The organism is Streptomyces sp. NPDC127190 (assembly GCF_042672505.1).
Lineage (GTDB): Bacteria > Actinomycetota > Actinomycetes > Streptomycetales > Streptomycetaceae > Streptomyces.
Window position 1 is genome coordinate 61,150 of sequence record NZ_JBHXVE010000033.1, and the last position, 23,640, is coordinate 84,789.

Below are 23,640 nucleotides of genomic sequence, written 5' to 3' on the forward strand. Positions count from 1 at the left end.
ATTTCCGTCTCCGCGGTGAAGGTTGGCTCCCCGGACGCGTAGTTTTAGCGACAACACGCGTCGGTAGGAGCAGTCTTGGCACGGAAGATCGGCAGCCGGTACACCGCCAACCAGATCCTGGGGCGGGGCAGCGCCGGCACGGTGTGGCTGGGCGAGGGGCCCGAGGGGCCCGTCGCCATCAAGCTGCTGCGCGAGGACCTCGCCTCCGACCAGGAGCTGGTGAGCCGCTTCGTCCAGGAGCGCACCGCGCTGCTCGGTCTGGAGCACCCGCACATCGTCTCCGTACGCGACCTGGTGGTCGACGGCAACGACCTCGCACTCGTCATGGACCTGGTCCGCGGCACCGATCTGCGCACCCGGCTGGAGCGCGAGCGGCGGCTCGCCCCCGCGGCGGCCGTGGCGATCGTCGCCGACGTCGCCGACGCGCTGGCCGTCGCCCACAAGGCCGGGGTCGTGCACCGGGACGTGAAGCCCGAGAACGTCCTGCTGGACATGCAGGGCCCGCTGGGGCCCGGCGGCGCCCACCCCGCCCTGCTCACGGACTTCGGCGTCGCCAAGCTGATCGACTCGCCGAAGCGGACCCGGGCCACGAAGATCATCGGCACCCCGGACTATCTCGCCCCGGAGATCGTGGAGGGCCTGCCCCCGCGCGCCTCCGTCGACATCTACGCCCTCGCCACCGTCCTGTACGAGCTGCTGGCCGGCTTCACGCCCTTCGGCGGCGGCCACCCGGGCGCGGTGCTGCGCCGGCACGTCACCGAGACCGTCGTACCGCTGCCCGGCATCCCCGAGGAGCTGTGGCAGCTGCTCGTGCAGTGCCTGGCCAAGGCGCCCGCCTCCCGGCTGCGCGCCTCCGAGCTGGCGGCGCGGCTGCGGGAGCAGCTGCCCACCCTCGCCGGGCTGCCGCCGCTGGACGTGGACGAGCCGGAGCCGTCCGAGGAGGCCGCCGAGGAGCAGGCGCCCGCCGCGCCGCCGGGCGGTGAGCCGGTACGGCGCCGGGGCGCGGTCTCCCTGGTGCCCGGCGCCCGGCCGGACTCCAACCGGGACACCCACACGTCGATGCGGGTGCCGGGGCCGGACGAGCTGGCCGGCGGCGCCCACGGCACGGCCCGCGCCCCCCGCGCGTCCGGCGCGCCCCGCCCGGGCTCGGCCAAGCACCGGGCGACGGTACGCCGCCGCCGGATCACCGTGAGCGTGGCCGGAGTGGCCGTGGCGGCCGTGGTCGGCGTGGGCGCCTGGTGGGCCTCCTCCGGCGACAGCGACCACCCAGCCCCCTCCCCGCACAGCACCTCGGCCCCGTAGGCCCCGCGCGCTCCCGGGGAACGCGTGTCCGGCGGCGGAGCCCGGGGTGAGGAGGGACACTCTGCCCTTCGCGCCCGGCGGAGCCGTTACGCTGGAGGCGTGGCAGTCGTCGATGTATCCGAAGAGCTGAAGTCCCTCTCCTCGACCATGGAGTCGATCGAGGCCGTCCTGGACCTCGACAAGATGAGGGCAGACATCGCCGTGCTCGAGGAGCAGGCGGCCGCGCCGTCCCTGTGGGACAACCCGGACGAGGCGCAGAAGATCACCAGCAAGCTCTCCCACCTCCAGGCCGAGGTCAGGAAGGCGGAGGCGCTGCGCGGGCGGATCGACGATCTCGCCGTGCTCTTCGAGATGGCCGAGGAGGAGGACGACCCGGACACCCGCGCCGAGGCCGAGTCCGAGCTGGCCTCCGTGAAGAAGGCGCTGGACGAGATGGAGGTCCGTACCCTCCTGTCCGGCGAGTACGACTCCCGCGAGGCGCTCGTCAACATCCGCGCCGAGGCCGGTGGCGTCGACGCCGCCGACTTCGCCGAGAAGCTCCAGCGCATGTACCTGCGCTGGGCCGAGCAGCGCGGCTACAAGACCGAGCTGATCGAGACGTCGTACGCCGAAGAGGCCGGCATCAAGTCGACCACCTTCGCCGTCCAGGCGCCCTACGCCTACGGCACCCTCTCCGTCGAGCAGGGCACCCACCGCCTCGTGCGCATCTCGCCGTACGACAACCAGGGCCGCCGGCAGACCTCCTTCGCCGGTGTCGAGGTGCTCCCCGTCGTCGAGCAGTCCGACCACGTCGAGATCGACGAGAGCGAGCTGCGGATCGACGTGTACCGCTCCTCCGGCCCCGGCGGCCAGGGCGTCAACACGACCGACTCGGCCGTCCGCATCACCCACCTGCCCACCGGCATCGTGGTCTCCTGCCAGAACGAGCGCTCGCAGATCCAGAACAAGGCGACCGCGATGAACGTCCTCCAGGCCAAGCTGCTGGAGCGCCGCCGGCAGGAGGAGCAGGCCAAGATGGACGCCCTCAAGGGCGACGGCGGCAACTCCTGGGGCAACCAGATGCGTTCGTACGTGCTGCACCCCTACCAGATGGTCAAGGACCTGCGCACCGACTACGAGGTCGGCAACCCGGAGGCCGTCTTCAACGGCGAGATCGACGGGTTCCTGGAGGCCGGTATTCGCTGGCGCAAGCAGCAGGAGAAGTAACTTTGTCGACATGACAACTGCCGCCTGTTCGGGCGGCAGTTGTCATTTGTCTGGGTTTTACATCACACTCACAGGCTTCAACTCCCCCCAAGATCCCTCCCATCGGGCATTCCGCCCGCAATGCCCTTGACGTTGCTTTGAAAAATGGGAAGGGTGAGGCTGGCATGCGTGTCTTCCGGGGCGCATGTGAACCGGGGGATACGAACCGCTCGACCCAGTCTCGAGCTTCGTCAGCTGCCTCCGTCGATCACGGCAAGCCCCGCACGCCGCCTCATTGACGAACAGCTACTGGGGGTAGCAACCACATGACGAACAAGACGCGGGTCCGGGTCGCGCGGATAGCCGCGGGCGCGGTGATCGCGGCCGGCGCCTCGCTGATGGTCGCCGGAGTGGCCTCGGCCGACGGCAACGGCAACGACAACGGCGGCACCGACGGCGGCTGCCCGATCGCGGTCTGCACCGACGGCGGCACCACGAACGGCGGCACCGACGGCGGTTCCACCGACGGCGGTTCGACCGACGGTGGCTCCACGGACGGCGGTTCCACCGACGGTGGCTCCACGGACGGCGGGTCGGCCAACGGGGGCAGCTCGGACGGTGGCAGCACCGACGGCGGCTCCACCGACGGCGGTTCGGACTCCACCATCGGCGGTCTGGTCACCGGCGGCACCGACGGCGGCTCCTCCGACGGCGGCAGCAGCGACGGCGGCTCCTCCAACGGCGGCAGCAGCGACGGCGGCTCCTCCAACGGCGGTTCGGACTCCACCATCGGCGGTCTGGTCACCGGCGGCACCGACGGCGGCTCCTCCGACGGCGGCAACGGCAACAGCGGTGGCAACGGCAACGGCGGCTCCGGCAGCGACGGCGGTTCCAGCGCCTCCGGCGGCACCAGCGACGGCGGCAACGGCAACAGCGGCGGCTCCGGCAACGGTGGCGGCAACGGCAACAGCGGCGGCAACAGCAGCGGCGGTGGCTCCAGCACCTCCGGCGGCGACAGCGGCACCAGCGGCTCCAGCAGCTCCGGCGGTGCCACCACCGGCGGCAGCGGCAGCACGGACGGCTCCGTCGGCGGCGGCTCCAGCACCGGTGGTTCCAGCACCGGCGGCAACAACGACAGCCCCCAGGGCGGCAGCGGCGGCAACAACAACGTGCCGCAGCAGGAGGGCTCCTCGGCCCTCACCGACACCGGCTCGGACTCGGGCAACAAGGGCAAGGGCAAGCAGCTCGCCGAGACCGGTGCGGGCGAGACCACGTTCCTGCTGGTCGGCGCCGCGACGATGATCGCCGGCGGTATCGGCTTCCGGGTGCTCCCGCGCCTCGCGGGCGGCCGGGGCGGCGCGGCCGCCTGACCGTGGCCACCCGGTCACGCAGCGCGTACGACGCCTGAGAAGAAGGGCCCGGAGCTCGGCGCTCCGGGCCCTTCCCGTGTCTGCGGGAGATCTCCTACGCGGTCTGGTGCGCCAGCAGCGCCACCGCGGCGATCAGCACCGCCAGCAGCGCGATCAGCGCCATCGGGTTCAGACCCGCGAGGAAACCCTCCTGCTGGAGCCGCTCGCGGTTGGCACGGCACACCGGGCACCGGCCCTCGCTCACGGGCGCCGCGCAGTTCGCGCACACCAACCGGTCGTACGTCATGCGCTCGCCCTCCTTGCACCGGCCATCACACGTACAACGCTCACGGGGACGAGAACGTTCCCCCTACCACTGTGCCAGGTTCCCGCCGAGCGTGCGCCCGCCCGCCCCCCGGTACAAAAACGCACAAGTCTTGTCCAACCTCAACCCGCGACTGCACTTGCACACCCGGTTCGCGTATGGTCACGCTCATCTACCCCCGGCGACCCGTGGTGCATCCGTGATCCGATTCGACAACGTCTCCAAGGTCTACCCCAAGCAGACCCGCCCCGCACTCAGGGATGTCTCCCTGGAGGTGGAGAAGGGCGAATTCGTCTTCCTCGTGGGGTCCTCCGGCTCCGGAAAGTCCACCTTCCTGCGGCTGCTCCTCCGCGAGGAGCGGTGCAGCCACGGCCAGGTGCACGTGCTGGGCAAGGACCTCGCGCGCCTCTCCAACTGGAAGGTGCCGCAGATGCGCCGCCAGCTGGGGACCGTGTTCCAGGACTTCCGGCTGCTGCCGAACAAGACGGTCGCGGAGAACGTGGCCTTCGCCCAGGAGGTGATCGGCAAGTCGCGCGGCGAGATCCGCAAGTCCGTGCCGCAGGTGCTCGACCTCGTCGGCCTGGGCGGCAAGGAGGACCGGATGCCCGGCGAGCTGTCCGGTGGTGAGCAGCAGCGCGTCGCGATCGCGCGGGCCTTCGTCAACCGGCCCAAGCTGCTCATCGCCGACGAGCCCACCGGCAACCTCGACCCGCAGACCTCCGTCGGCATCATGAAGCTGCTCGACCGGATCAACCGGACGGGCACCACCGTCATCATGGCGACGCACGACCAGAACATCGTGGACCAGATGCGCAAGCGCGTCATCGAGCTGGAAAAGGGCCGCCTCGTCCGCGACCAGGCCCGCGGCGTCTACGGCTACCAGCACTGACCGCACGCAGCACCCTGTTCCCGAAAGGCCTGAAGAAGCAGCCATGCGCGCCCAGTTCGTCCTGTCGGAGATCGGAGTCGGTCTCCGCCGCAATCTGACGATGACGTTCGCCGTCATCGTCTCCGTCGCCCTGTCCCTGGCCCTGTTCGGCGGGTCACTGCTGATGAGCGACCAGGTCAGCACCATGAAGGGGTACTGGTACGACAAGGTCAACGTCTCGATCTTCCTGTGCAACAAGCACGACGCCGAGACGGACGTCAACTGCGCCAAGGGCGCGGTCACCGAGGACCAGAAGAAGCAGATCCTCGCCGACCTGCACAAGATGACCATCGTCGAGAAGGTCGCGTACGAGTCGCAGGACGAGGCGTACAAGCACTACAAGGAGCAGTTCGGCAACTCCCCGCTGGCCGGCTCGCTGACGCCGGACCAGATGCAGGAGTCGTACCGGATCAAGCTGAAGGACCCGCAGAAGTACGCGGTGATCGCGACCGCGTTCAACGGGCGCCCCGGTGTGCAGTCCGTGCAGGACCAGAAGGGCATCCTGGACAACCTCTTCCAGCTGCTGAACCTGATGAACCGGGGCGCGCTCGGTGTGATGGCGATGATGCTGCTGGTCGCGCTGTTGCTGATCGTCAACACCGTGCGGGTCTCGGCGTTCAGCAGGCGGCGCGAGACCGGGATCATGCGCCTGGTCGGTGCCTCGGGCTTCTACATCCAGGCGCCGTTCATCGCGGAGGCGGCCGTCGCCGGTCTCATCGGCGGCAGCCTCGCCTGTGTGTTCCTGGTCGTCGGCCGGTACTTCACCATCGACCACGGCATGGCCCTGTCCCACAAGCTCACGCTCATCAACTTCGTCGGCTGGGACGCGGTGTTGACCAAGCTGCCGCTGATCCTCGCCACCAGCGTCCTGATGCCGTCCCTGGCGGCGTTCTTCGCGCTGCGCAAGTATCTGAAGGTGTGACGCACACCCCTCGGAACTCCCCGGGGCCGTACGGGTATCCGCCCGTGCGGCCCCGCGCGTTGTCCTAGACTCACCGCCATGTCAGGCCGCGACCTGTTCTGCCCGCCCCGCCGCACCCGCCGCGGGGCCGCCCTGACCTTGGTCTTCGCCGGCGTCCTGGTCGCCGGCGCCGCGACCGGCTCCTTCCCGGAGTCCGACCGGCCCACCGCCCGGCGCACCACCGCCCACGCCGTGGGGGCGGCCGGGGGCGAGGACGTCCGCAGGGCCGCCGCCGAGGCGAAGGCGGCGGGCACCTCCCCGATGGAGGCCGCCGAGCGGGCCGTCAGCCGCAGCGGAGACCGCTGGGGCGCCGTCTACTCGCAGGACGAGTACCAGGAGTTCCAGGAGGCCCTCGACGGCCGCTACACCGGCGTCGGCCTGTGGGCGCGGCGCGAGCGGGACGGCCGGATCGAGGTGACCCGGGTGCAGCCCGGCTCGCCCGCGGCCGCCGCCGGGATCCGCAAGGGGGACCGGCTGCGCAGCGTCGACGGCAGCACGGTCGACGGCCGGCCGGTCACCGAGGTGGTCTCCTTACTGCGCGGCGACACCGACGACGCCCCCGCCGGTACGACCGTCACCCTGGGCCTGCAACGCGGCACGCGCGCGTGGACCGAGACGCTGCACCGGGCCAGGCTCTCCACCGACTCGGTGACCGTGCGTCGGCTGCCCGGCGGGGTCACCGTCATCCGGATCGCCGCGTTCACCAAGGGCGTCGGCAGCGCCGTCCGCGCCGCCGTCCGGTCCGCCCCGGCCGACGCCGGGATCATCCTCGACCTGCGCGGCAACTCCGGTGGCCTGGTCACCGAGGCGGTGGAGACCGCCTCCGCGTTCCTCGACGGCGGCCTGGTCGCCACCTACGACGTCGACGGCGCCCAGCGCGCCCTGCACGCCGACTCCGGCGGCGACACCGCCCGGCCGCTGGTCACCCTGGTCGACGGCGGCACCATGAGCGCGGCCGAGATGCTCACCGGCGCCCTCCAGGACCGGGGCCGCGCGGTGGTGATCGGCTCCCGCACCTTCGGCAAGGGCTCCGTCCAGATGCCGACCCGGCTGCCCGACGGCGCGGTGGCCGAGCTGACCGTCGGCCACTACCGCACCCCGTCCGGGCGCGCGGTGGACGGCCGGGGCATCACCCCCGACCTGGATGCGGCCGGCGGGGCCGTGCGGCGCGCCAAGACGGTCCTCACCGGGCTCGGCGACCCGTCGTAGCGGCGACGTGCCGTGCGTAATCGGCTGTACTCGCACCCCCTCCCTGGTGCCAAAATGGTCGGCACTATGGCTAAGGAAAAAGGGCGCAAGCTGATCGCGCAGAACAAGAAGGCGCGGCACGACTACCACATCCTCGACACCTACGAGGCCGGTCTGGTCCTCACGGGCACCGAGGTGAAGTCGCTGCGCCAGGGGCGGGCCTCGCTGGTCGACGGCTTCGTGCAGCTGGACGGTCACGAGGCGTGGCTGCACAACGTGCACGTGCCGGAGTACAGCCAGGGCACCTGGACCAACCACAGCGCCCGCCGCAAGCGCAAGCTGCTGCTGCACCGCGTGGAGATCGACAAGCTGGAGGCGAAGTCGCAGGAGACGGGCCACACGATCGTGCCCCTCGCCATGTACTTCAAGGACGGCCGGGCCAAGGTCGAGATCGCGCTGGCCCGGGGCAAGAAGGAGTACGACAAGCGGCAGACGCTGCGCGAGAAGCAGGACCGGCGCGAGGCCGACCGCGCGATGTCGGCGGTGCGGCGCAAGCAGCGGGCCTAGCGGCGCGACCCGGCGCGGCCCGGCGCGACCGGGGGGAATACGCTGGCACGGGTCCGCGTTGTTCCCGTACGATGGTTACAGCACCGGACGGCAGCGCCCGGTGTGCACCTTGAGAAATCAACATGGGGATGATCGGTTTCGACAGCGGCTGTCGAAGCAGGGGAAGCGTGTCGAGGAAGCGGCCATGATCTCGTAAACCACAGGCCGAAAAAAATAATCGCCAACACCAAGCGCGATTCCTTCGCCCTCGCTGCCTAAGTAGCGACTTGCGAAGTGTCAGCCCGGGGCTGTTCCCGACCCGGATCCTGGCATCAGCTAGGGAACTAAACCTTGATCCCGGTCACGGGGTGAAGAGGGAAACCAAACAGTGACTGAGCCCGTCGGCGACTTGTTCGCGTGATCGCCGGGGCCGAGAAAAGCACAGCGAACTGCACACGGAGAAGCCCTGGTTCCGCACCGTTGGACGCGGGTTCGATTCCCGCCATCTCCACCAACCCCTCCCGAGGGGTACCCCATGTGGGCAAGGCCCCGTCGCTCGACAGCGACGGGGCCTTCGTCTTGCCCCCGCCACGGCACGTGCCCCTCACACCGGCCGCGGCGCCGTGCTCGCCCGGTCCGTGAGGCGGGGCGGAAGCAGCGTCTCCCCCGGTACGGCGGCGGCCGTCGGCTCGGCGATCAGCAACTCCACCGCCCGCTCGCCCAGTTCGGCCGAGGGCAGGTCGACCGAGGTGACCGGGATACGCGGGGCCGGGGCGGTGTCGGCGGGGCAGACCGCGATGACCGACAGGTCGGCCGGGACCCGCAGGCCGAGCTGTTCGAAGGCGTCGATCAGGGGCCCCAGCACCGCCTCGTTGTGGACCACGACGGCGGTCAGCGCGGGCTGTTCGCGCAGCAGCCGCTCCGCCACCGCGCGGGCCGCCTCCGGGCTCGCCGCGCACGGGCGGGCCAGCGAGGCGAGCCCATGGCGGTCGGCGGCGGCGGTGAAGCCGCGCACCACCCGCCGGGCGAACGCGGCCCGCCGTACGTACACCTCCGGCGGCGGGCCGACCAGGGCCACCACCCGGTGCCCCAGCGCCGCCAGCCGCTCCACGCACAACTCCCCGGCCGCCGCGAAGTCCAGGTCGACGCAGGGAAGCCCGGCCGGCTCGGCGGGCACCCCGACCAGCACCGTGGGCAGGTCCAGGGCGCGCAGCCGCGGCAGCCGGGGGCCGCTCAGCTGCCCGTCCAGCACGATCAGGGCGTCCACCAGCGCGTTCTTCGCGAACCGGAGCAGCCCCGCCTCGCCCTGGTCGCGGGTGAGGAGCAGCACGTCGTGGTCGTACCGGCGGGCGGTGGTGACGACCGACCCCGCGCAGCTCATGGCCGGCGGGACAGGGACGCCGGGGCGTAACGGCACCATCAGGGCCAGCACCTTCGAGCGGTGGTCGGCCGGGGCGCGGGCGCCGCCGTGCGGGCGGTAGCCCAGCGCGCGCACCGCCTGCTGCACGCGCTGCCGGGTCTCGGCGGAGATCGGCCGCTTGCCGCTGAGCGCGTAGGAGACGGTGCTCGGCGAGACCCCGGCGTACCGGGCCACATCGATGATGCTGACCATCAGCCCAGCTCCAGCGTGAGGAACCCGGTCCCGGCGGGGGCCTCGGCGCACCGGTCCCCGGCCGCCAGCGCCCACGGCCGCGCCGGATCGCCGCACGCCGCCCGCAGGGTGTCGCCCTCGCGTACGACGGTGAAGGTCACGTCCCCGACCGGCACCGTCACCCGGGCGCCCCGGGCGAGCCCGTAGGCCCGCAGGGTGACCCCGTCGGCATGGTCGTAGTCGGGCCGGTCGGCCACCGCGCCCACCGGGAGCACCGCGCCCGGCCGGACCAGCAGCGGTGCGCTGAGGAAGCCGTGCCGCTCGCGCACCCAGCGCGGACCGGTGACCGTACGGCCGTCCTCGAAGTGGGTCCAGGTGCCCTCGGGCACGTAGTAGGAGACGTCTCCCTCGTCGCTGAAGACCGGGGCGACCAGCAGGTCGGGCCCGAGCATGTACTGGCGTTCCAGATGCGCGCAGCCGGGGTCGTCCGGGAACTCCAGCACCATGGCGCGCATCACCGGCAGCCCCTCGGTGTGGGCGGTGCGGGCGGCCTCGTACAGATAGGGCATCAGCCGCAGCTTGAGCCGGGTGAAGTGGCGCAGCACCGCCACGGACTCCTCGTCGAACAGCCAGGGCACCCGGTAGGAGGAGGAGCCGTGCAGCCGGCTGTGCGAGGAGAGCAGGCCGAAGGCGAGCCACCGTTTGAACAGCTCCGGGCTCGGGGTGCCCTCGAAGCCGCCGATGTCGTGCGACCAGAAGCCGAACCCGGACAGCCCGAGGGACAGTCCGCCGCGCAGCGACTCGGCCATCGACTCGTAGGTCGACTCGCAGTCCCCGCCCCAGTGCACCGGGAAGCGCTGGCCGCCGGCGGTCGCCGAGCGGGCGAAGACCACCGCCTCCCGCTCCCCGCGGTGTTTGTGCAGCACCTCGAAGACCGTGCGGTTGTACAGCTGGGCGTAGTAGTTGTGCATCCGCTCCGGGTCCGAGCCGTCCGCCCAGGCCACGTCCAGCGGCACCCGCTCGCCGAAGTCGGTCTTGAAGCAGTCGACGCCCTGGTCGAGCAGCGCCTCCAGCTTGGCCGCGTACCAGTCGCGGGCGGCCGGGGAGGTGAAGTCGACCAGCGCCATGCCGGGCTGCCACAGGTCCCACTGCCACACGCTTCCGTCGGGCCGGCGCAGCAGATGCCCGAGCGCCCTGCCCTCGGCGAACAGCGGGGAGCGCTGGGCGATGTACGGGTTGATCCACACGGACACCCGCAGGCCCCGCTCGTGCAGCCGCTCCAGCATGCCCTCCGGGTCCGGGAAGACCCGGTCGTCCCAGGTGAAGTCGCACCACTGGTGCTCGCGCATCCAGAAGCAGTCGAAGTGGAAGACGGACAGCGGCAGTTCGCGCTCCCGCATGCCCTCGATGAAGGAGGTGACCGTCTCCTCGTCGTAGGCGGTGGTGAAGGACGTGGACAGCCACAGGCCGAAGGACCAGGCGGGCGGCAGCGCCGGGCGGCCGGTGAGGGCGGTGTACCGGCGCAGGATCTCCCGGGGGCTCGGGCCGTCGACGACGTAGTACGTGAGCTGCTGGGTCTCCGCGCTGAACTGGACCTGGGAGACCGTCTCCGAGCCGACCTCGAAGGAGACCCTGCCGGGGTGGTCCACGAACACGCCGTAGCCCGCGTCGGTGAGGTAGAACGGCACGTTCTTGTAGGCCTGTTCGGTGGCCGTGCCGCCGTCGGCGTTCCAGATGTCGACGGTCTGCCCGTTCTTCACCAGCGGCCCGAACCGTTCGCCCAGCCCGTACACCGAGGTGCCCACCCCGAGCCCCAGCTGCTCGCGCAGGTAGTGGGCGCCGGTCGCGTCCCGCATGACGCCCATGCCCTTGGGGCCGCTGGCGGTGAGGGTGCGGCCGCGGGCCCGGAACTCCATCCGCCACGGCCCGGTCCGGGCGAAGCGCACGGACAGCTCGCCGGAGGTGAGGGCGGCGTGCTCGTCGTCGTACGACACCTGGGGCGTGTGCTGCTCGGTGTGCACCTCGAACGCGGGGCCGCGCGGCTGCTCGCCCGCGAAGTGGGTGAGGGTGATGCCGATGACACCGGGCAGGGGGGCGTGCGCGGTGATCGTCAGGACCGGCCCCTTCAGCAGGTCGCCGCGGTGCCGTACGGGCCGGGCCGGCGCGTGCACCGTCAGCGTGCCGTCCCGCGCGGTGACGTCGAGCACCTGCGCCGGGTGGGCGGCGGTGACGCCCTCGCGGAGCAGCCAGTAGCCGTCGGTGAACTTCACGCGCACCCCTTACGTGGGCCGGACTCGTTCGATGCAGTTCGTGCCGGTCGGTGCCTGTCAGTGCTGGTCGATGTCTGTCGATGCCGTTCGATCCGGCGGTGTGTCGGGGCACCGTGTGCGTCGAAGCGCTTCGACAGAGGACGGTAAGAGGGGGGTGGCGGGGGCGTCAACCGGTCTGTGAGGAATGGCGGAAGCGGTTCGACGCAGGGGGCCGGCGTGTGCCGCTCTACGCCTTCGCCGCAGCGCCGACCAGCAGTGCCGTGGCCGCCGCCGCGACCGGGACGAGAAAGCCGGTGCCCGGCGAGGTGTGCTGGGCCGCCCAGCCGCCCAGCGCCGAGCCGCAGGCGATGCCGGTGAGCAGGCCGGTCACCATCAGGCTCATGCCCTCGTTGAGCCGGCCGGCCGGGGTGCGCGTCTGCACCAGGGTCATCGTCGTCACCATGGTCGGCGCGGTCGCCATGCCCGCCACCAGCAGCGCCACCGCGAGCACCGGCAGGGCGCCGGTCAGGCCGGCGGCCGCCCAGGGCAGCGTCATCAGCAGGGCCATCGCCGCCAGGCAGTGCCCCAGCCGCAGCCCGGCCGGTTTCAGCGCGCCGTACAGCAGGCCCGCCGCACAGGAGCCCGCCGCCTGGAGGGCGAGGACGACCCCGGCCGCCGCGCGGTGCCCCTGCGCGTCGGCGTACGCGATGGTGACGACCTCCATCGAACCGAACACCGCCCCGGTGGCCGTGCAGCAGGCCAGCAGCGGCCGGATACCGGGGGCGCGCAGCGGTGACGGCGTCTTCGCGCGCGCCCGGGGCGGCGGTTCGGTGGCCCGCTGCGCGGTGAACAGCAGCATCCCGGCCAGCAGCAGCACCGCGCCGGTGAGGGTGCCCGCCTCCGGGAAGAATGTGCCGGTCAGAAAGGACGCGAGCACCGGGCCGAGCATGAAGCACAGCTCGTCGGCGGCCTGTTCGAAGGAGTTGGCGGTGTGCAGGGCGTCCGGCTCCCGCTCCAGCAGATGGGCCCAGCGGGCGCGGGACAGGCCGCCGATGTTGGGGGTGGTGGCGGTGAGGGCGTAGGCGGCGAACAGGGTCCAGTCGGGGGCGCCGTACCGCACGCACAGCAGCAGGGCGAGACTGCCGAGCACGGCGACGGCGGTGGCCGGTACGGCGACCCGGGCCTGCCCGTGGCGGTCGACGAGCCGGGCGATCCAGGGCCCGGCCAGCGCGGTCGCCGCGAGTCCGGTCGCGGTGACGGCACCGGCGAGGGCGTACGAGCCGCGCGAGCCGGCGATCATCACCACCGCGCTGACGCTGAACATGCCCATGGGCAGGCGGGCGAGGAGGTTGCCGGCGGTGAAGGCGCGGGTGCCGGGGCGGGAGAAGAGCCGGCGGTAGCCGTGGGCGTGGGATATGAGCGGGGGCATGCGTCCACCCTGGCCGGGAGTGGATCAAGGGGTCCAACACCTGCTCGGCGCCGATTCACGCACTGGTGGTGTCAATCGCCGTGCTTGTACGTTCTCCGTCATGGCCGACCACATCGATCCCCGACTCTTGCGCGCCTTCGTCACGGTCGCCGAGGAGCTGCACTTCACCCGGGCGGCGGCCCGGCTGTACGTCGCCCAGCAGGCGCTCAGCCGGGATGTACGGCGGCTGGAACGGGAGCTGGGGGCCGAGCTGTTCGTGCGCACCACCCGGCAGGTGACGCTGACGGCGGACGGCGAGCGCCTGCTGCCGCTCGCGCGCGGGGTGCTCGCCGCGCAGGAGGAGCTGCTCGCCGCGTTCCGCCGGCCCCGCCCGCTGCTGGTCGACCTCAACTCGCCGGGCCTGGCCACCGGCCGCCGGGTGCTGCACCGGGCCCGTGAACTCGCCCCGGACTGCGAGCTGATGGCCCGCTACGAGAGCGGTCTGACCGGCGCCGCGACCGAACTCCTCGCCGGCCGCCTGGACGTCTCCTTCGGCCGTTTCGCCGGCCTGGACCCGGCACTGCGGTCGGGCCTTGAGCAGCAGCCGGTGCGCTACGAGCCGATGGCCGTGATCCTGCCCGAGAGCCATCCCCTCGCCGGGTCGCCGGGGGAGCCGGTGCCGGTGGCGGCGCTGGCCGGGGAGACGGTGTACGCCGGTGCGGGCAACCCGCGCACCCCGGAGTGGACCGATCTGGCCCGCCGGCTCTTCGCCGGGCACGGCATCCGGCTCGCGCCGCCGCAGCCGCTGGCCGTCGGGGAGGAGGAGTTCGAGCGGCTCACGGCCAAGACCGGGCATCCGGTGCTGGCGGTGGTCGATTTCCCGCCACTTCCCCGCACGGTCCGCAGACCGCTGGTCGACCCCGTCCCGCTGTCCCCGGTGTCGCTGGTGTGGCGCAGGGGACTGGTCCACCCCGGGCTGGACGCGCTGCGCGGCGCGGCGGCGGAGATCGCCCGGGCGGAGGGGTGGCTGCGCCGGCCGGCGGACGGCTGGACCCCGGACGCGGACCGCGCGGTGATGGCCGGCGCCCTCACCGGTGGCGCCCTCACCGGTGGCGCCCTCACCGGAGGCGCCCTCGGCGAGTGAGAGCAACGTTCCCTTCCGGTCACCCACAGCCACAGCGCGGAAACGAGCCCTCCCTACCGTCGGCTCGGTCACTATGTGGCAGCAGCCCGAGCAGCACCGTGGAGGCGTGATGACAGAGCCAGCTCCTACCCGACGCAGCGGCCGCTGGATCGAGCGGTGGGATCCGGAGGACGAGGGATTCTGGAAGGCGACCGGGGCGCGGATCGCGAACCGCAACCTCTGGTTCTCCGTCCTCTCCGAGCACATCGGCTTCTCGGTCTGGACCCTGTGGTCCGTCCTCGTCCTCTTCATGGGCCCCGAGTACGGCCTGACCCCCGCCGACAAGTTCCTGCTGACCTCGATGGTCACGCTCGTCGGCGCGGTCGTCCGGGTGCCCTACACCTTCGCCGTCGCCGTCTTCGGCGGCCGGAACTGGACGATCATCTCGGCCGGCCTGCTGCTCGTACCGACCGTCGCCGCCTTCGCCGTCATGACGCCGGGCACGTCCTTCGGCACGTTCCTGCTGGTCGGCCTGCTGGCCGGGATCGGCGGCGGCAACTTCGCTTCTTCCATGACCAACATCAACGCCTTCTTCCCGCTGCGCAGGAAGGGCTGGGCGCTCGGTCTGAACGCGGGCGGCGGCAACGTCGGCGTGGCCGCGATCCAGCTGGTGGCGCTGGCCGTGATCGGGGCGGGCGGCGGTCCGCGCGTGCTGCTCGGCATCTACATCCCGCTGATCGTCGTGGCCGCCTGCTGTGCCGCGCTGTTCATGGACAACCTGGCGACGGTGAAGAACGACACCGGCGCGGCCAAGGACGCGGCGAGGGACGCCCACACCTGGATCATGTCCCTGCTCTACATCGGCACCTTCGGCTCCTTCATCGGCTACAGCTTCGCCTTCGGCCAGGTCCTGACGAACCAGTTCGGCCGCACCCCGCTCCAGGCGACCTATCTGACCTTCATGGGCCCGCTGCTCGGCTCGCTGGTCCGGCCCCTCGGCGGCCGGCTCGCGGACCGGTTCGGCGGTGCGAGGATCACGCTCTGGAACTATGTCGCCATGGCCGCCGCCACCGCCGTCCTGGTCCTCGCGAGCGTGCAGAGGTCGCTGCCGCTGTTCGTCGTCGCGTTCGTCGTGCTCTTCGTGCTCACCGGGACCGGCAACGGCTCGACGTTCAAGATGATCCCGGGCATCTTCCAGAACAAGGCCCTGGCCAAGGGGCTGACCGGGGAGGAGGCCGTGGCGTACGGCCGCCGGCTGTCCGGCGCCTCGATGGGGCTGATCGGCGCGGTCGGCGCGCTCGGCGGCGTCGGCATCAACCTCGCCTTCCGCCAGTCCTTCCTGACCTACGGCTCCGGCACCGGCGCGTTCGTCGCCTTCCTCGCCTACTACGGCGTCTGCTTCGCCGTGACCTGGGCCGTATACCTTCGCCGGCCGGTCGGCCGTACGGCGTCCGCGGCGGCCGCCCCGGAGGCATCCTCGGAGACGAAGGCGCAGCTCAGCTACGCCGACGTGTGACGTAACACCGGTGACATCGAGCCGAACCGAGCCTGTCACGCGCCGTTGACAGGCTCGATTTCGGCCGTGCCGGTCAGCTAGGAGAGGCCCCATGTACGACGAAGAGCAGCACCCCGCGGCTCCTGGAGCGCCCGGAGTCCCCGGAGCCTCGGAGCACGGGCCGCTCGCGGGATTCACCGTGGGCGTCACCGCCGCGCGCCGGGCCGACGAGCTGGGTGCCCTGCTCCAGCGGCGCGGCGCGGCCGTCCTGCACGCGCCCGCCCTGCGCATCGTGCCGCTCGCCGACGACGGTGAACTCCTCGCCGCCACCCAGGAGATCATCGGTAACGCGCCGGACGTGGTGGTGGCCACGACCGCGATCGGCTTCCGCGGCTGGATCGAGGCGGCGGACGGCTGGGGCCTCGGCGAGCAGCTCCTCGGCCGGCTGCGCGGTGTCGAGCTGCTGGCCCGCGGCCCCAAGGTCAAGGGCGCCATACGGGCCGTCGGCCTCACGGAGGAGTGGTCCCCGTCCTCGGAGTCCCTGGCGGAGGTCCTGGACCGCCTGCTGGAAGAGGGCGTGGACGGCCGCCGTATCGCCGTACAGCTGCACGGCGAGCCGCTGCCCGGCTTCGTGGAGTCCCTGCGGGCCGGCGGGGCCGAGGTGGTCCCGGTCCCGGTGTACCGCTGGATGCCGCCGGAGGACCTGGCCCCGCTGGACCGCCTGCTGGACGCGGCGGTCTCCCGCACGGTGGACGCGCTCACCTTCACGAGTGCCCCGGCGGCGGCCTCCCTGCTCTCCCGGGCGGAGAAGCGGGGGCTGCTGGAGGAACTGCTGGCCGCCCTCGGCCACGACGTCCTGCCGGCCTGCGTGGGCCCGGTCACGGCCGTTCCGCTCCAGGCGGCGGGCGTGGACACGGTCCAGCCGGAACGCTTCCGCCTCGGCCCTCTGGTGCAGCTGCTGTGCCAGGAACTCCCGTCCCGGGCCAGGGCGCTGCCGGTCGCCGGGCACCGGGTGGAGATCCGCGGCCACGCGGTCCTGGTGGACGGGGCGTTGAAGCCGGTGCCCCCGGCGGGGATGTCCCTGCTGCGGGCGCTGTCCCGGCGGCCGGGCTGGGTGGTGGCCCGGGCGGAGCTGCTGCGCGCCCTGCCCGGCGCGGGCCGCGACGAACACGCCGTGGAGACGGCGATGGCCCGCCTCCGTACGGCCCTGGGCGCGCCGAAGCTGATCCAGACCGTGGTGAAGCGGGGCTACCGGCTCGCCCTGGACCCGGCGACGGACGCGAAGTACGCGGACGTGTGAGCCGGGCCCGGGGCGATCACCGGCACCGGGCGCGGATCAGACCGTGCCCGACTTGGCGATGGTGACCTTCTTGCTCAGCCGGCCGCTCTGCGAGCCCAGCGACTCGATCTGCTTCACCAGGTCCATGCCCTCGACGACCTCGCCGAAGACGACGTGCTTGCCGTCCAGCCACGGGGTGACGACGGTGGTGATGAAGAACTGCGAGCCGTTGGTGTTCTTGCCCGCGTTGGCCATGGACAGCAGGCCGGGCCGGGTGTGCTTGTGGGTGAAGTTCTCGTCCGCGAACTTCTCGCCGTAGATGCTCTTGCCGCCGGTGCCGTCACCGCGCGTGAAGTCACCGCCCTGGAGCATGAACTGGGGGATGACGCGGTGGAAGGAGGAGCCCTCGTAGCCGAAGCCGTGCTCGCCCGTGGCCAGCTCGCGGAAGTTCCGGGCCGTCTTCGGGACGTCCTCGTCGTACAGCTTGAAGACGATCCGGCCGGCGGGCTGGTCGTCGATGGTGATGTCGAAGAATACGTTCTCTGCCATACGGGGATCTTGACATACGGCTCACCCGAGGGCTGAGAGGCCCGGGAAGCGCCGAGGGGTTCCGGCCGTCGCTTCGTAGCGGCACTGTGGGGAGGAGCGGCACGCTTCGGCCGAGGTGGTGACAGGCACATGGCAGTGCGGTTCGATGCCGGGCGGATCTGTCTCGATCTGCTCGCCACCGATCATCCCGTCGAGCGGCTCGACGGCGTCGGCGCGCTGCGCGCATGGATCGCCGGGGCCGGGCTGGTGCCGGCCGGGACCTCGCTGGAGCACGCGGGACCGGGCTGGGTCGGCGAGTTCCGGGCGTTGCGGGAGCAGGTGGGGCGGCTGGTGCGGCCGGTGCCGGAGGAGGAGGCGTCGTACGAAAGCGCCCTCGGGTTCGTCAACGCGGCCGCCCGTGCCGCGACCCCCGTGCCGTGCGCGGTGCGCCGGTGCGACGGTTCGCTCGGCCGGGAGCTGGCCGCCCCGCCCGGCTGCGCCGCCCTGCTCGCCCTCCTCGCCCGGGACGCCGTCGAGCTGCTCACCGACCCCGTCGCACGGGCGGCCGTACGGCAGTGTGCGGGGGACGCGTGTCCGCTGGTCTATCTGGACACCTCGCGCGGGCGTCGGCGGCGCTGGTGCTCCAGTGAGGTGTGCGGGAACCGGGAGCGGGTGGCCCGGCACCGGCGCAGGGCCGCCGGCACCTCCGGCCCGGCGGTCGCGTGATCTTCGCGACATCCGCCGGAGGGCCTCCCTCCGGTCGCGTGTCGGAAAAGTGAAGGCGGCGTGGTGGGAATGTGGTGGCATGTCCCGGTCGGCGCGCCGTTTTCGAGGAAACACCCGCCTCCCTTTGAACATCGCGCCACCCCCGTCCGTACGGGTGGGCGAGCGAATGACTGGGGGAACCCCCGGACACCGGAGGTGGGCGTGCGCAAGGATGCGGCCGTGGCCAATGAACGTGGATCGAGGGCCCGACATCGCATGTCCTCACAGCCCTCACAGCCCTCGGAACCTGACGAGGAGCTGATGCGCGCGCTGTACCGGGAGCACGCCGGCCCCTTGCTCGCGTATGTCCTGCGGCTGGTCGCCGGTGACCGGCAGCGGGCCGAGGACGTCGTACAGGAAACGCTCATCCGTGCCTGGAAGAACGCCGGTCAGCTCAATCGGGCGACCGGTTCGGTACGCCCCTGGCTGGTGACGGTCGCGCGTCGCATCGTCATCGACGGCCACCGCAGCCGGCAGGCCCGGCCGCAGGAGGTCGATCCGTCGCCGCTGGAGGTCATCCCCGCGGAGGACGAGATCGACAAGGCGCTGTGGCTGATGACGCTGTCGGACGCACTCGACGACCTGACCCCTGCCCACCGGGAGGTTCTCGTCGAGACGTACTTCAAAGGGCGTACGGTCAATGAGGCGGCCGAGACGCTGGGTATCCCCAGTGGCACGGTGCGCTCCCGGGTGTTCTACGCCCTGCGGTCGATGAAGCTGGCACTGGAAGAGCGGGGGGTGACGGCGTGATGAGCAGCAGCGGATACGGGGGAATGCAGGGATTCGGTGCAGGTGGTCCGGGTATGCCTGGGCCTATGAACCCCAGTTCGGGATCTTCGGTGCCGAACGAGCACGAGACCGTCGGCGCCTACGCCCTCGGGATTCTCGACGACGCCGAGGCAACCGCTTTCGAGGCGCATCTCGCCGGCTGCGAGTGGTGCGCCCAGCAGCTGGACGAGCTGGCCGGCATGGAGCCGATGCTGGCCGCGCTGGCCGACCTGCCCGGCTCCGGGAGCACCCCGGCGATCGGCGAGTCGCTGTCCGCCAGGCCCAGTCCACGGCTGGTGGAGCGGCTGGTCGACGAGGTCGCCGAGCACCGTGCGCGCAAGCGGCGGCGCAGCTTCTACATGGTCGCGGCCGCGGCGGCGCTGATCATCGCCGGGCCGCTGGCCGCGGTCGCCGTGAACAGCGGCTCCGACGGGGGCGGACAGGTCGCGGCCTCCTCGCCGCAGACCACCTTCGAGGCCATGCCCGAGAAGAAGTCGGCCACCGACCCGTCGTCCGGCATCAGCGCGACCGTCGGCATGCAGGGCAAGGACTGGGGCACCCAGGCGGTCCTGGAGCTGAAGGGCGCCAAGGGTCCGCTCAAGTGCAGCCTGGTGCTCGTCGCCAAGAACGGCCAGCGCGTCACCATGTCCTCCTGGTCCGTCCCGGACTGGGGGTACGGCATCCCCGACGCCAAGACGGAGCAGGCGCGGAAGCCGCTGTACATCGGCGGGGCCGCGGCCTTCAAGCCCAACGAGATCGACCACTTCGAGGTGGTGACCTTCCAGGGGAAGAAGCTGGTGCAGGTCGGCGCCTAGCGCGTCCGCGGCAGGCAGTTCCCCGGGGCGGCCCGGGGAACTGCGCTCCCGTAGCCTTCACAGTCCCTCTTCGCGTACGGTTGACGGCTGCCCAGCACGTCAGAAGGGGGCCCGGTGGCCGCTCAGGTTCAGCAGTCCGCGGTCGGCTCGGTACACGACGCACACGACTCCGTCCGTGACCGAGAGATCAGCGTCGAACAGGAACACCTGGACCGGGTGTACCGGCGGCTCGAGGAGAAGATCCACGAGGCCGAGTTCCTGATGAACGACGCGGCCAAGCGCGGCCAGGTCGGCACCCCGGGCGCGCTCGCCGAGCGGGACGCACAGGTCTTCCGGGCCGGCATCCATCTGAACCGGCTCAACAACGAGTTCGAGGACTTCCTGTTCGGCCGGATCGACCTGCTGCTCGGCAAGGACGGGAAGAAGGGTCCCGACGGGGCCTACACGGCGGTCGAGCCCGCCGAGGGGGCCGTCCGCGAGGACAACACCGCCGACATCGCCGAGACCCTGCACATCGGCCGGATCGGCGTCCTCGACGAGGACTACTCGCCGCTGGTCATCGACTGGCGCGCGCCCGCCGCCGCGCCGTTCTACCGGTCCACGCCCGTGGCGCCGGGACGGGTCGTACGGCGCCGGGTCATCCGGTCCAAGGGGCGCCGGGTGCTCGGCGTCGAGGACGACCTGATGCGCCCCGAGCTGACCGCCTACCTCGACGGCAGCACGCTGCCCGTCATCGGCGACGGCGCCCTGATGGCCGCCCTCGGCCAGGCCCGCAGCCACACCATGCGGGACATCGTCTCCTCCATCCAGGCCGAGCAGGACCTCGTCATCCGCGCGCCCGCCGCGTCCATCACCCAGGTCGAGGGCGGGCCGGGCACCGGCAAGACGGCCGTCGCCCTGCACCGGGCCGCCTATCTGCTCTACCAGGACAGACGGCGGTACGCCGGCGGCATCCTGATCGTCTCCCCGACCCCGCTGCTGGTCGCCTACACCGAGGGCGTGCTGCCCTCGCTCGGCGAGGAGGGCCAGGTGGCCATCCGCGCCATCGGCTCGCTGGTCGACGGGGCCGAGGCGACGCTGTACGACTCCCCGTCCGTGGCCCGCGCCAAGGGCTCGTACCGGATGCTGAAGGTGCTGCGCAAGGCCGCCCGGGGCGCCCTGGAGCTGGGGCCGAGTGGGGAGCCGGCCGCCGGGCCGCCCACCCGGCTGCGGGTCGTCGCCTTCGGGCGCCGCCTCGAACTGGAGGCGGCGGAGCTGGAACGTATCCGCCGTACGGCCCTCGGCGGCACCGCGCCCGTCAACCTGCTCCGGCCGCGCGCCCGCAAGCTGCTGCTGGACGCCCTGTGGGCCGCGTCGGGCGCCGCCACCCGGCACACCGACCCGGAGCTGGCCGCCGAGCTGCGCTCCTCCTTCGACGAGGACGTCACCACCGAGGACTCCTTCCTCGCCTTCCTCGACGCCTGGTGGCCCGAGCTGACCCCGAAGGGGGTGCTCGCCGCCATGGCCGACGAGAGGCGGCTCGGCCGCTGGGCCCGGCGGATCCTGAACCCGGGAGAGGTGCGCAAGGTCGCCCGCTCGCTGAAGCGGGACGGCTACTCCGTGCACGACATCGCCATGCTGGACGAGCTCCAGGCGATCCTCGGCGCCCCGGCCCGCCCGAGGAAGCGGCGCGAGCTGGACCCGCTGGACCAGCTCACCGGCCTGGAGGAGCTGATGCCGGTGCGCGAGGAGTCGCAGCGGGAGCGGGCCGAGCGGCTGGCGCAGGAGCGCACCGAGTACGCGCACGTGATCGTGGACGAGGCGCAGGACCTGACCCCGATGCAGTGGCGCATGGTCGGCCGCCGCGGCCGGCACGCCACCTGGACCGTGGTCGGCGACCCGGCCCAGTCCTCCTGGTCCGACCCGGACGAGGCGGCCGAGGCGCGCGACGAGGCCCTCGGCAGCCGGCCCCGGCGCCGCTTCCAGCTCACCGTGAACTACCGCAACCCGGCCGAGATCGCCGAGCTGGCCGCCAAGGTGCTCGCGCTCGCCATGCCGGGCTCCGAGTCGCCCAGCGCCGTACGGTCCACCGGGGTGCAGCCGCGGTTCGCGGTCGTGGGGGAGTCGCTCGCCCGGACCGTGCGGGCCGAGGCGGAGCGGCTGCTGGAGCTGGTGGACGGCACGGTCGGCGTCGTCGTCGCGATGAACCGGCGCGAGGAGGCCCGGCGCTGGCTGGCCGGGCTCGGCGACCGGGTGGTGGCGCTCGGCAGCCTGGAGGCCAAGGGGCTGGAGTACGACGCGACGGTCGTCGTGTCGCCCGCGGAGATCGCCGACGAGTCGCCGGCCGGGCTGCGCGTGCTGTACGTGGCGCTGACCCGGGCGACCCAGCAGCTGACGGTCGTCTCCGGCGAGCGGGACGAGCCGGACGCGGACGGGGTGCCGGACCTGCTGCGGGACTGAACTCCGCGGAGGGGAATCGGCTTCCGGCATCCGTTTGTTAGCCTGGATGCGGCACCGGCTCGATCCAAGCCCCCGGGCCCAACCTTCGTCCCTGCGAGGGACCACTTGCCGCGAGGCGAGCATGGCGGGTCGGTGCCACCTACGTGGAGAGAGGCCCACGTTCCCAACCTTCGGTTGTGACGTGGGTCTCTTTCTTTGTCTGATCGTCTCTCGTATGGTGGAAGTGGTTTTCCGAAACCACCGGGAAGCCCCAAGGGAATCGCGCACCCGCCGAGCGGCAGCCGTGAACACAACGTCCGCAATCCTGGACGGCTACCGCGTACTGAGCGGTAGGTGCGACGATCGGACGGCACAATCTCGCGACACGGTGAAAGCAGAGGAAGTCGGCCATGGCAACGGCGCCCAGCGTCTCCTACTCGATGACCATCCGGCTGGAGGTGCCCGCGAGCGGAACGGCCGTCTCGCAGCTCACCACCGCGGTGGAGTCCTCCGGAGGCTCGGTGACCGGCCTCGACGTCACCGCTTCCGGTCACGAGAAGCTCCGGATCGACGTGACCATCGCGGCCACCTCCACGGCGCACGCCGAGGAGATCGTGGAGAAGCTGCGCGGCATCGAGGGTGTCACGCTGGGCAAGGTCTCGGACCGTACGTTCCTGATGCACCTCGGTGGCAAGATCGAGATGGCGTCGAAGCACCCGATCCGCAACCGTGACGACCTGTCCATGGTCTACACCCCGGGTGTGGCGCGGGTGTGCATGGCGATCGCGGAGAACCCGGAGGACGCGCGCCGGCTGACGATCAAGCGGAACTCGGTTGCGGTCGTGACGGACGGCTCGGCGGTGCTGGGGCTGGGCAACATCGGCCCGAAGGCGGCGCTGCCGGTGATGGAGGGCAAGGCGGCGCTGTTCAAGCGGTTCGCCGGGATCGACGCCTGGCCGATCTGTCTGGACACCCAGGACACGGACGCGATCGTGGAGATCGTCAAGGCGATCGCGCCGGGCTTCGCGGGGATCAACCTGGAGGACATCTCCGCGCCGCGCTGTTTCGAGATCGAGGCGCGGCTGCGGGAGGCGCTGGACATTCCGGTGTTCCATGACGACCAGCACGGTACGGCGATCGTGGTGCTGGCGGCGCTGACGAACGCGCTGCGGGTGACGGGCAAGGCGATCGAGGGCATCCGGGTGGTGATGTCGGGTGCCGGGGCCGCGGGTACGGCGATCCTGAAGCTGCTGCTGGCGGCCGGGGTGAAGAACGCGGTGGTGGCCGACATCCACGGGGTGGTGCACTCCGGGCGCGAGGATCTGGTGGGGGCGCCGGTGGACTCGCCGCTGCGCTGGATCGCGGACAACACCAACCCGGAGGGTCTGTCCGGCACGCTGAAGGAGGCGGTGCGGGG

20 protein-coding genes and 1 other RNA gene are annotated in these 23,640 nt (G+C 71.9%); 16 read left to right on the forward strand and 5 right to left on the reverse strand.

Annotated elements, in window-relative coordinates:
* Positions 1 to 75 precede the first annotated feature (75 nt).
* The 3 genes from ACFVIU_RS34190 (at position 76) to ACFVIU_RS34200 (ending at position 3,857) form a co-directional block, all read left to right on the forward strand.
* Complete coding sequence (locus tag ACFVIU_RS34190) at positions 76 to 1,302, forward strand: serine/threonine-protein kinase (protein WP_385847356.1); 1,227 nt, start codon at positions 76 to 78, stop codon at positions 1,300 to 1,302.
* A gap of 99 nt (positions 1,303 to 1,401) precedes the next feature.
* Positions 1,402 to 2,508 (forward strand): peptide chain release factor 2, encoded by a 1,107-nt coding sequence (prfB, locus tag ACFVIU_RS34195; protein WP_385847357.1) that lies wholly within the window; start codon positions 1,402 to 1,404, stop codon positions 2,506 to 2,508.
* 305 nt (positions 2,509 to 2,813) lie between these two features.
* Entirely contained in the window at positions 2,814 to 3,857 is a 1,044-nt protein-coding gene (locus tag ACFVIU_RS34200; RefSeq protein WP_385847358.1) for an LPXTG cell wall anchor domain-containing protein, read from the forward strand.
* 94 nt (positions 3,858 to 3,951) lie between these two features.
* Here ACFVIU_RS34200 and ACFVIU_RS34205 read toward each other — a convergent pair whose 3' ends face one another.
* Positions 3,952 to 4,143 (reverse strand): hypothetical protein, encoded by a 192-nt coding sequence (locus ACFVIU_RS34205; protein ID WP_100826534.1) that lies wholly within the window; start codon positions 4,141 to 4,143, stop codon positions 3,952 to 3,954.
* Between the two features lie 217 nt (positions 4,144 to 4,360).
* Between ACFVIU_RS34205 and ftsE the strand changes: the two genes are divergently transcribed.
* The 5 genes from ftsE (at position 4,361) to ssrA (ending at position 8,298) form a co-directional block, all read left to right on the forward strand.
* Positions 4,361 to 5,050: a cell division ATP-binding protein FtsE gene (ftsE, locus tag ACFVIU_RS34210; RefSeq protein WP_363213874.1), complete on the forward strand. Its 690-nt coding sequence runs from the start codon at positions 4,361 to 4,363 to the stop codon at positions 5,048 to 5,050.
* Positions 5,051 to 5,093: 43 nt separating this feature from the next.
* A complete protein-coding gene (gene ftsX, locus ACFVIU_RS34215) occupies positions 5,094 to 6,011 on the forward strand; it encodes a permease-like cell division protein FtsX (RefSeq protein WP_385847359.1) in 918 nt (305 codons plus the stop codon).
* Between the two features lie 78 nt (positions 6,012 to 6,089).
* Positions 6,090 to 7,259 carry a S41 family peptidase gene (locus ACFVIU_RS34220; protein WP_385847360.1) on the forward strand — a complete coding sequence of 390 codons (1,170 nt, stop codon included), beginning with the start codon at positions 6,090 to 6,092 and terminating at the stop codon, positions 7,257 to 7,259.
* A gap of 66 nt (positions 7,260 to 7,325) precedes the next feature.
* Positions 7,326 to 7,805, forward strand: a complete 480-nt coding sequence (gene smpB, locus ACFVIU_RS34225; protein ID WP_385847361.1) for an SsrA-binding protein SmpB — start codon at positions 7,326 to 7,328, stop codon at positions 7,803 to 7,805.
* Positions 7,806 to 7,929: 124 nt separating this feature from the next.
* Positions 7,930 to 8,298, forward strand: a transfer-messenger RNA (tmRNA) gene (gene ssrA, locus ACFVIU_RS34230).
* Positions 8,299 to 8,388: 90 nt separating this feature from the next.
* Here ssrA and ACFVIU_RS34235 read toward each other — a convergent pair.
* The 3 genes from ACFVIU_RS34235 to ACFVIU_RS34245 form a co-directional block, all read right to left on the reverse strand.
* Positions 8,389 to 9,396: a LacI family DNA-binding transcriptional regulator gene (locus ACFVIU_RS34235; protein ID WP_385847362.1), complete on the reverse strand. Its 1,008-nt coding sequence runs from the start codon at positions 9,394 to 9,396 to the stop codon at positions 8,389 to 8,391.
* The gene (gene yicI, locus ACFVIU_RS34240; protein WP_385847363.1) at positions 9,396 to 11,645 is read right to left on the reverse strand and encodes an alpha-xylosidase; all 2,250 of its coding nucleotides are present in this window, start codon (positions 11,643 to 11,645) and stop codon (positions 9,396 to 9,398) included. The genes ACFVIU_RS34235 and yicI overlap by 1 nt, the downstream gene beginning before the upstream one ends.
* Positions 11,646 to 11,871: 226 nt before the next feature.
* Positions 11,872 to 13,053, reverse strand: a complete 1,182-nt coding sequence (locus ACFVIU_RS34245; protein WP_385847364.1) for an MFS transporter — start codon at positions 13,051 to 13,053, stop codon at positions 11,872 to 11,874.
* A gap of 100 nt (positions 13,054 to 13,153) precedes the next feature.
* Between ACFVIU_RS34245 and ACFVIU_RS34250 the strand changes: the two genes are divergently transcribed.
* The 3 genes from ACFVIU_RS34250 to ACFVIU_RS34260 all read left to right on the forward strand — a co-directional run bounded on the left by ACFVIU_RS34250 (position 13,154) and on the right by ACFVIU_RS34260 (position 16,950).
* Positions 13,154 to 14,176: a LysR family transcriptional regulator gene (locus tag ACFVIU_RS34250; protein WP_385847365.1), complete on the forward strand. Its 1,023-nt coding sequence runs from the start codon at positions 13,154 to 13,156 to the stop codon at positions 14,174 to 14,176.
* Between the two features lie 109 nt (positions 14,177 to 14,285).
* Positions 14,286 to 15,671 carry a nitrate/nitrite transporter gene (locus ACFVIU_RS34255; protein ID WP_385847366.1) on the forward strand — a complete coding sequence of 462 codons (1,386 nt, stop codon included), beginning with the start codon at positions 14,286 to 14,288 and terminating at the stop codon, positions 15,669 to 15,671.
* A gap of 91 nt (positions 15,672 to 15,762) precedes the next feature.
* Positions 15,763 to 16,950, forward strand: coding sequence for a uroporphyrinogen-III synthase (locus ACFVIU_RS34260; RefSeq protein ID WP_385847367.1), 1,188 nt, complete (start codon positions 15,763 to 15,765; stop codon positions 16,948 to 16,950).
* A 36-nt stretch (positions 16,951 to 16,986) separates the two neighbouring features.
* Here ACFVIU_RS34260 and ACFVIU_RS34265 read toward each other — a convergent pair whose 3' ends face one another.
* Positions 16,987 to 17,478 carry a peptidylprolyl isomerase gene (locus ACFVIU_RS34265; RefSeq protein ID WP_385847368.1) on the reverse strand — a complete coding sequence of 164 codons (492 nt, stop codon included), beginning with the start codon at positions 17,476 to 17,478 and terminating at the stop codon, positions 16,987 to 16,989.
* A 129-nt stretch (positions 17,479 to 17,607) separates the two neighbouring features.
* Between ACFVIU_RS34265 and ACFVIU_RS34270 the strand changes: the two genes are divergently transcribed.
* The 5 genes from ACFVIU_RS34270 to ACFVIU_RS34290 all read left to right on the forward strand — a co-directional run.
* On the forward strand, positions 17,608 to 18,183 hold the full coding sequence (locus ACFVIU_RS34270) for a CGNR zinc finger domain-containing protein (protein WP_385847369.1): 576 nt from the start codon (positions 17,608 to 17,610) through the stop codon (positions 18,181 to 18,183).
* A gap of 195 nt (positions 18,184 to 18,378) precedes the next feature.
* On the forward strand, positions 18,379 to 18,972 hold the full coding sequence (locus tag ACFVIU_RS34275) for a sigma-70 family RNA polymerase sigma factor (RefSeq protein ID WP_385847370.1): 594 nt from the start codon (positions 18,379 to 18,381) through the stop codon (positions 18,970 to 18,972).
* A 65-nt stretch (positions 18,973 to 19,037) separates the two neighbouring features.
* Entirely contained in the window at positions 19,038 to 19,805 is a 768-nt protein-coding gene (locus ACFVIU_RS34280) for an anti-sigma factor family protein (RefSeq protein ID WP_385847371.1), read from the forward strand.
* 114 nt (positions 19,806 to 19,919) lie between these two features.
* Positions 19,920 to 22,244 (forward strand): HelD family protein, encoded by a 2,325-nt coding sequence (locus tag ACFVIU_RS34285; protein ID WP_385847372.1) that lies wholly within the window; start codon positions 19,920 to 19,922, stop codon positions 22,242 to 22,244.
* Between the two features lie 389 nt (positions 22,245 to 22,633).
* A partial coding sequence (locus tag ACFVIU_RS34290) for an NAD-dependent malic enzyme (protein WP_385847373.1) occupies positions 22,634 to 23,640 on the forward strand: 1,007 nt, incomplete at its 3' end.